This window comes from Corallococcus sp. 4LFB, assembly GCF_046520365.1.
Taxonomy (GTDB): domain Bacteria; phylum Myxococcota; class Myxococcia; order Myxococcales; family Myxococcaceae; genus Corallococcus; species Corallococcus caeni.
In genome coordinates this window covers 1-7,401 of record NZ_JBKGHJ010000424.1, presented here as the reverse complement: position 1 = coordinate 7,401, position 7,401 = coordinate 1, and the positions used below count along the sequence as shown (strand labels likewise).

Genomic DNA, 7,401 nt, shown 5'->3' with positions numbered 1-7,401 from the left:
CCGCGCACGTAGAGCTCCTCCGGGGCCTGTCCCGGTGCGGCGGGCGCGGGGGCCAGGGGCTTCCACAGGTCCACGCCCGGCCAGAAGCGGAACGACGCCGGCAGCACGCCCTGGACGACGTGCGGAGCGCCATCGAGCGTGAGCGTCTGCCCCACCACGTCCGCGCGTCCCGCGAAGTGGCTCCACCAGAAGGCATGGGACACGAGCACGCCCCGGTCGCGACCGGGCACCTGGGACTCGGGGCTGAAGCCCTGGCCGCGCTCGGGCCGCACGCCCAGCAGCGGCAAGAGGCCTGGCGTGGCGAGCCCCGCCCGCACCCGCCGCGCCGCGCCCGGACCGGTCAGCGTGTAATCCACGGCGGTCACGCCTTCGATGCCCTGGAACGCGTCCGGGTGCTCGCGCCAGGCCTGGAGGTACGAGTACGCCACCCCGCCCCGCTCGCGCCGCGGCGTGGACTGGTACAGGCGCAGCAGCTCCTGGGGCTCGGGGTATGGCAGGGGCTTGAGCAGCACCTGGTACACGAGGCTGAAGACCGCGGTGGTGGCCCCGATGGCGAGCGCGAGCGTGGCCATGACCACGCCGGTGAACACGGGCTCGCGGCGCATCCGGCGCAGCGACAGGCGGACGTCTTGGAGGAGCTGGGACATGGGAGCAATCCGGGGCCGGCTGCAACTCTAGCGCCATGGCCCTTTGACGGGCTGGCGGCCTGAAGGCGGCGGCGCGGGTGTTCGCTCGTGGCACACGGCGTCCCGCAAGCGGACAGCGGCCTTCTTTTCGGAAGGCAGGCGCGGACGCCGGCGATATGGATGGGCCCATGCGCAATGCACTGATGGCGGTTTCGTTCCTTGCCCTCGCGGGCTGCTCCCACTCGACGCCCACGGCTCCGGCGTCCTCCACGCAGGCCCAGGCGGCGTCCGCGCCGGCGCAGGCGCTGGTGGACGCGCCGGACCGCACGGAGGCGGACCGCAAGCTGGACGCGGGCCGACACCCCGCGGCCCTGCTGGAGTTCGTGGGCGTGAAGCCCGGCATGCAGGTGGCGGAGCTGATGGCGGGCGGCGGCTACACCACGGAGCTGCTGGCGCGCGCGGTGGGGCCCACGGGCAAGGTGTACGCTGAGAACCCCCAGGTCGTGCTGGAGCGGTTCGCGGAGAAGCCGTGGCAGGAGCGGCTGGCGCGGCCGGTGAACCAGAACGTGGTGCGCCTGGACCGCGAGCTGGACGCGCCCTTCCCGCCGGAGCTGAACGGCACGCTGGACGCGGTGGTGAGCCACATCATCTACCACGACACCGGCTGGCTGGGCGTGGACCGGGCGAAGATGAACGCGGCGGTGTTCCAGGCGCTCAAGCCGGGCGGCGTGTACGTCATCCTCGACTCCAGCGCGAAGCCGGGCACGGGCATCACGGAAGGCCAGACGCTGCACCGCATCGACGAGCAGCTGGTGCGCGAGGAGGTCCAGGCCGCGGGCTTCAAGCTCCAGGACGAGGGCAACACCTGGCGCAACCCGGAGGACACGCGCGACTGGAGCTCCAGCCCGGGAGCCGCGGGTGAGCGCCGGGGCACCAGCGACCGGTTCGCGTTCAAGTTCGTCAAGCCGTAGCAGGGAGACGCGCCCATGGCCTCACGCAAGTTCAAGGCGAAGCTCGAGGTGGCCAACGACATGGGCGGCCGCTTCGTGCGCTGTCCGTTCGACAGCCGCGAGGAATACGGTGAAGCACGGCCGCCCGTGATGGGCACCGTCAACGGGCACCCCTTCCGGAGCCGGTTGATGGTCTACGGCGGCATCACCTACCTGGGCTTCACGAAGGACATGCGCGAGGCCGCGGGCGTGGAGGAAGGCGCGATGCTGAGCATCACGCTGGAGAGGGACACGGCGCCTCGCGAGATTGAAGTGCCGGAGGAGCTCCAGCGCGCGCTGGACGCGGAGCCCGCGCTGCGGGACGTGTTCACGAAGCTGGCCTTCACGCACCGCAAGGAGTTCGTGCAGGCGCTCACGGACGCGAAGAAAGAGGAGACCCGCGCGCGCCGCCTCGCCCAGACGCTGGAGAAGCTGCGCGCCAGGGCCGCGAAGTAGCCCCGGGTCGCCAGGCCCCGTTGCGGACAGTGTCCGCTGGCGGGGACCTGGAGCCCCGGGCTGACCCTCCCAGGCCTGAAGTAGCCTCCACCGCATGGCCTCTCGCATCCCGGCGCGTCCTGTCCGCGACTTCGACGACTCGACCGCGCGCCTCACCGCGTGTGGTGTGTCCATCGGGCTCTACGTCATTGCCTGCTTCATGCCCGCGCTGATCACGCGCACCCCGCGCGGCGGGGGTGACTCGGCGGTGAATGGAGCGTTCCTGCTGCTCATCGGCTCCACGGCCGTGGTGTCCGGAAACTTCGGTTGGTTCGCCAACCCCCTGCTGGCCGTGGCGCTCGTCATGCTCGCGCTGAGGGCGGACCGGAAGGCGCTCTGGTGGGGCGGTACGGCCAGCGTCCTCGGGTTGTCTTCAATCGTCAGGATGCACTCCTACAACTCCGAGGTGCGGGGGACCGCCATCGGCTTCTATGTCTGGATGGCCAGCCTGCTGGTGGTGCCTGTCACGGCCCAGCTCCTCTCGCGGCGAGACACGCGGTCTTGACTCAGGTGTCTTCGTCATCCGAGCCGAACCCCTGCCCCCGCACCGCCGTGAGCAGCAGGTCGTACTTGCCGCCCAGGAACGTGCGGAAGCCGTGCTGGTGCAGGTAGCGGCGGTAGAAGGACAGGTCCTTCACCAGCAGCGACAGGTCCGGCTCACGCAGGTTGCGCACGCGCGCGCCGTAGACGACCTCGCCGTCGCGGAAGCGTGAGTTGGGGAAGCCCAGCAGCAGCGCGGCCTTGGGCTCCAGGTGCTCCTGCACCAGCTTGCGCAACAACGCCCGGTCATCCACGCCCGGGCTCTGCAACGTGCCCACCGACACCACCGCGTCGAAGCGGCCCAGGTCCGGGGGCAGCGCGTTCAGGTCCGCCTGCACGAAGGCGTGGCGTGCGTCCGGGAACGCCGCCCGAGCCTCCGCCAGGGCGCTCGCGCTGTGGTCCACGCCGACGAAGCGGATGCCCTCCACGTCCGCGAAGGCAGCCAGCTCATCGCCCCGGTTGACGCCCAGGTCCAGGAGCCGTGCTCCCGGTGGCAATGCCAGCCGCCCCACCGCCGCCAGCCAGGGCACCAGGAAGCCCGCGTCCTCGAACTTCCGCACCCGCGCGAAGTCGGACTCGGCGCCGTAGCGCTCCTGCGGCGCCTCCGTGCGCGTCCCTCCGCCCGCATGCCACGACGCCTCCGAGCCCAGCGGTTCGAACGTGAGCCGCACGTGCGTCGCGTCCACCGCGCGCGGCGTGCGCAGGCGGCACGACAACCCCTCCGCCAGGTCGCACCAGCTCCGCAGCGGCCGGTGCACGAGCCCGCCCTCCACGCGCTCTCCGGGATAGCGGCCGTGGCCCAGGTCCGGATCCGGCACGTCGATGGCGACGGGGCCGGATGGCAACAGCGCCTCCAGGTGGCGCAGCACGAGGATCAACGGCTCGGCGTGGAAGCGACGGGACATGCGCCCCACCCTATCCGGAGCACCCCTCCGTCGAGGCCTTCATCGACCTGCCGGAGGACGCGCCGGTGACGGACACCGCCATCGCCTGGCGGAAGTCCGGCGGCACGCCCGCCCTGCTCCGGTTCGTCGACTTCGCGCGCGAGTCCTTCGCGCACTGAAACCCTACGACGGCTCGCCGCCCACCGCCCGCCGGATGCCCTTCAGCTTGTCGGGATTGCGCGTGACATAGAGGGCGACGATGCGGCCGTCCTCGATGGCGAGCGCCGTGGTCTGCAGCGTCCCGTCCGCCTCCAGCGTGACGTACGCGGGCAGGCCGTCGATGGTGCCCTCGTACACGAGCTGCGCCGCGCGCACGGTCGCGATGCGGCTCAGCCCCGCGAAGAAGCGCAACAGCTTCTCCTGGCCGTAGATGGGGTTGAGGACCGCCTTCGCCTTGCCGCCACCGTCGGCGTACAGGATGACGTCCTGGGCCAGGAGCGCCTTGAGCGCGTGCGGATCCCCGCTCCGGGACGCGACATGGAACGCCGAGGCCAGCTCGTGACCCTTCGCCTCCGACACGGGGAAGCGGGGCCGGGCCTCCTGCACGTGGGCCCGTGCCCGGCTGGCGAGCTGGCGGCATGCGGCGGGATCGCGATCGATGGCTTTCGCCACCTCCTCGAAGTCCATGCCGAACACGTCGTGCAGGAGGAAGGCGGCCCGCTCCAGCGGGGACAGGCGCTCCAGGGCCATCATCAGGGTCAGCGTCAAGTCGTCCCCCTCCACTGGCTCGATGATGGGCTCCGGGAGCCAGGTGCCCACGTACTCCTCGCGGCGGACGCGCGCGGACTTCAGGACGTCCAGGCACAGGCGCGTCACCGTGCGGACGAGCACGGCCTCGGCGTCGCGCACGGCCGCGCGGTCCGTCTGGTGCCACCGGAGATAGGCCTCCTGCACCACGTCCTCCGCCTCCGCGACGATGCCCAGCATCCGGTACGCGATGCGGAGCAGCCGGGGGCGGAGCGGGTCGAAGACGTCCGCGGGGCTCAGGTCAGGCGGCGTCACTGCGAGCGGCCACCGGGTGAACGTTCCGGAAGCCGATGGCGAACCGGTTCCAGGAGTTGATGATGGCAATCATGAGGGTCAGCTTCACGATCTCCTCTTCGGTGAAGTGCGGCTTGAGCGCAGCGTAGTCCTCGTCCGGGGCGTGCGTCTCGGAGACGAGCGTGAGGGCCTCGGTCCAGCCCAGGGCCGCCCGCTCACGCTCGGTGTACAGCGGCGACTCCCGCCAGCCATCCAGCAGGTAGATGCGCTCCTCGGTCTCCCCGTGCACGCGGGCGTCGCGCGTGTGCATGTGGATGCAGAAGGCGCAGCCGTTGAGCTGTGAGGCGCGGATCTTGATCAGCTCCAGGAGGCTGCGCTCCAGCCCCAGGGCCTCCACCTTCTTGCTGAGCTCCAGCATGACGTTGACGGCTTCCGGCGCGACCGCGAAAGGATTCATCCTGGGCTTCATTAGGAACTCCCGGTTCCGGGCGGCGAAGTGCCTGCCCTCATCCCCAGGACGACGCAGCATGGGCCGCGTGTGACATGGGCATTTAAAAAGCGAAAATGCCCGTCCTGGAGGTGGCGCCATGGAGACCGTGAAGGACGTGGAGACGCTTGAACGCCTGTACGGGGCCGTCGGGCAGTCGTCCGTGCTCAAGGAGGTGGACCACCTCCACCCGGCGTACCGGCCCTTCATCGAACGCTCACCGTTCATGGTGCTGGCGACAGGCGGCCCCGGAGGCCTGGATGTGTCGCCGCGAGGAGACCCCGCCGGCTTCGTGGTCATCGAGAACGCGCACACGCTGCTGCTGCCGGACCGACGGGGCAACAACCGCATCGACTCGCTGCGGAACATCCTGGCGGATCCGCGCGTCGCGCTGCTGTTCTTCGTGCCCGGCGTCAACGAGACCCTGCGCGTCAACGGCCGCGCGAGCATCGTCATCGAGCCGTCGATGCTGGAGCGCTTCCCCTTCGAGGGGAAACTGCCGCGCTCCGTGCTGCGCATCGCCGTGGAGACGGTCTTCTTCCAGTGCAGCCGGGCGCTGATCCGCTCCGGGCTCTGGGACCCGGCCCGCCACGTCGCGCGAGCGGAGCTGCCCAGCAACGGCGCCATCCTCGAAGCGCTGAGCCAGGGCACCATCAATGGCGGGGAGTACGACCGCGACCTGCCGGGCCGGTTGAAGACCTCGCTGTACTGAGCCTCAAGCGCCCGCGTCGAAAACGGTGGCCTTGCGCACGCGCACCCGGAGCGTCTGGCCTGCGCGCACGCCTTCCAGCGCCGGTCCGATGACGCGAAGGAACGCGTCCCCCACCGGGAAGCGGTACTCCGCGGCGTGTCCGAGGAACAGGCGCGCGGAGAGCACCAGCGGCGTGCCGGTGTCCCCCAGCGCCAGGTCCTCCGGGCGGACCACCAGCGTCCCCGGTCCGCCCTTCGCATCCATGGGAAGGTCGAACGCGGTGTCCGTCCCCGCGCAGTGGAAGGCGCCCGCGCGGACCTCACCGCGCAGCACGTTCGCGCCCCCGACGAAGCCCGCGACGAACGGCGTTGCGGGTTCGCGGTACAGCCGCTCCGGCGTGTCCACCTGTTCGATGACGCCCCGGTTCATCACGGCGATGCGATCCGACAGGGCCAGCGCCTCACCCTGGTCGTGCGTGACGAACACCAGCGTCGTGCCCAGCCGGGCGCGCAGCGCGGCGATCTCCGCGCGCAGCTCCTCACGCAGGGCCGCGTCCAGGTTCGACAGGGGCTCGTCCAGCAGCAGCACGCGAGGCCCCGCCACCAGCGCCCGCGCGAGCGCCACGCGCTGCAGCTGCCCGCCGGACAGCTCGTGCGGCATCCGGGCGGAGAACGCTTCCAGCCGCACCCACCGCAGGGCTTCGCGCACGCGGGACGCCACTTCGTGGCGGGGCACCTTCCGGAGCACCAGGGGATAGGCGACGTTCGCCTCGACGCTGCGATGCGGCCAGATGGCGTAGCTCTGGAACACCATGCCCAGGCCGCGCTTCTCGGGCGGAACGCGCACGCCGGGTCCGGCGACGACGTCGTTCCCCAACCGGATGACGCCCGCGTCCGGATGCTCCAGCCCCGCGAGCATCCGCAGCGTCGTCGTCTTCCCGCAACCGGAAGGGCCCAGCAGGGACACCAGCTCGCCCTGCCCCACCTCCAGGCTGAGGCCGCGCACCACGGGCGTCCCGCCGTAGGCCTTGACCAGTCCCTCCAGGACGATGGCCGCCATCACCGCACCTCCGGTACACGCCGCCGGGCCCACGCCAGCACGGCCTGTCCCGCCACCACCAGCGCCACGAACGCGCACGCGAGCACGGCCGCGGCGGCCGGGTCCGCGTAGCTCTGCAACTCGAACAGCAAGGTGCCCAGCACCTCGGAGCCGCGGGCACCAGCAGCACGGACAGGGTGATCTCCGTGGCGCACGCGAGGAACGCGAGCACGAACGCCACCGTCAGCGCGGGACGGAGCAGCGGCAGCGTCGCGTCCACGAACGCCCGCGTGGGCCCCGCACCGCCGACGCGCGCCGCCTCCGCGAGGGAGGGATCCACCTGGGCCAGGGCCTCGGAGCTGTTGCGCTCCCCCAGGGCCAGGTACTTCCCCGCGTAGCCCACGAGCAGCAGCCACGGTGTGTGCGCCAGGGCCAGCACGAACGCGAAGCGATCCAACACCACCAGCCGCCAGTCGCGTGAGAACGCCACCAGCAGCGCGAGCGCCAGCACCGTGCCCGGCACCGCGAAGGGCCACACCGCCATGGCCTCCACACCCGCGCCGCCGCGACGGAACGCCCGCCGCAGGAGCGCACCCGCGAGCCAGCCCAC

General features: G+C 71.4%; 9 protein-coding genes and 1 pseudogene. 4 read left to right on the top strand and 6 right to left on the bottom strand.

Annotation, left to right across the window (positions count from 1 at the left end; translation table 11 throughout):
• Positions 1 to 647: ABC transporter permease (locus ACLEQD_RS32765; protein WP_410389421.1), on the bottom strand; the 647-nt coding region annotated here is incomplete at its 3' end.
• 167 nt (positions 648 to 814) lie between these two features.
• On the opposite strand from ACLEQD_RS32765, the gene ACLEQD_RS32760 reads away from it, so the two are divergent.
• The 3 genes from ACLEQD_RS32760 to ACLEQD_RS32750 all read left to right on the top strand — a co-directional run bounded on the left by ACLEQD_RS32760 (position 815) and on the right by ACLEQD_RS32750 (position 2,615).
• On the top strand, positions 815 to 1,597 hold the full coding sequence (locus tag ACLEQD_RS32760; RefSeq protein ID WP_410389419.1) for a class I SAM-dependent methyltransferase: 783 nt from the start codon (positions 815 to 817) through the stop codon (positions 1,595 to 1,597).
• 15 nt (positions 1,598 to 1,612) lie between these two features.
• On the top strand, positions 1,613 to 2,071 hold the full coding sequence (locus ACLEQD_RS32755; RefSeq protein WP_410389418.1) for a YdeI/OmpD-associated family protein: 459 nt from the start codon (positions 1,613 to 1,615) through the stop codon (positions 2,069 to 2,071).
• Positions 2,072 to 2,165: 94 nt separating this feature from the next.
• Complete coding sequence (locus tag ACLEQD_RS32750; RefSeq protein ID WP_410389417.1) at positions 2,166 to 2,615, top strand: hypothetical protein; 450 nt, start codon at positions 2,166 to 2,168, stop codon at positions 2,613 to 2,615.
• A 1-nt stretch (position 2,616) separates the two neighbouring features.
• On the opposite strand, the gene ACLEQD_RS32745 is transcribed toward ACLEQD_RS32750, so the two are convergent.
• The 3 genes from ACLEQD_RS32745 to ACLEQD_RS32735 form a co-directional block, all read right to left on the bottom strand.
• Positions 2,617 to 3,555 carry a class I SAM-dependent methyltransferase gene (locus ACLEQD_RS32745; protein WP_410389416.1) on the bottom strand — a complete coding sequence of 313 codons (939 nt, stop codon included), beginning with the start codon at positions 3,553 to 3,555 and terminating at the stop codon, positions 2,617 to 2,619.
• A 162-nt stretch (positions 3,556 to 3,717) separates the two neighbouring features.
• Positions 3,718 to 4,581 (bottom strand): sigma-70 family RNA polymerase sigma factor, encoded by an 864-nt coding sequence (locus tag ACLEQD_RS32740; RefSeq protein WP_410389422.1) that lies wholly within the window; start codon positions 4,579 to 4,581, stop codon positions 3,718 to 3,720.
• 1 nt (position 4,582) lies between these two features.
• Positions 4,583 to 5,044: a carboxymuconolactone decarboxylase family protein gene (locus tag ACLEQD_RS32735; RefSeq protein ID WP_338276839.1), complete on the bottom strand. Its 462-nt coding sequence runs from the start codon at positions 5,042 to 5,044 to the stop codon at positions 4,583 to 4,585.
• 118 nt (positions 5,045 to 5,162) lie between these two features.
• Here ACLEQD_RS32735 and ACLEQD_RS32730 point away from each other — a divergent pair, with 118 nt between their 5' ends.
• Positions 5,163 to 5,774, top strand: a complete 612-nt coding sequence (locus tag ACLEQD_RS32730) for a pyridoxamine 5'-phosphate oxidase family protein (protein WP_410389414.1) — start codon at positions 5,163 to 5,165, stop codon at positions 5,772 to 5,774.
• 3 nt (positions 5,775 to 5,777) lie between these two features.
• On the opposite strand, the gene ACLEQD_RS32725 is transcribed toward ACLEQD_RS32730, so the two are convergent.
• Entirely contained in the window at positions 5,778 to 6,812 is a 1,035-nt protein-coding gene (locus ACLEQD_RS32725) for an ABC transporter ATP-binding protein (RefSeq protein WP_410389412.1), read from the bottom strand.
• Positions 6,812 to 7,401: pseudogene (locus tag ACLEQD_RS32720) on the bottom strand (ABC transporter permease subunit); the annotation flags it as partial. The gene ACLEQD_RS32725 and the pseudogene ACLEQD_RS32720, both read right to left, overlap by 1 nt.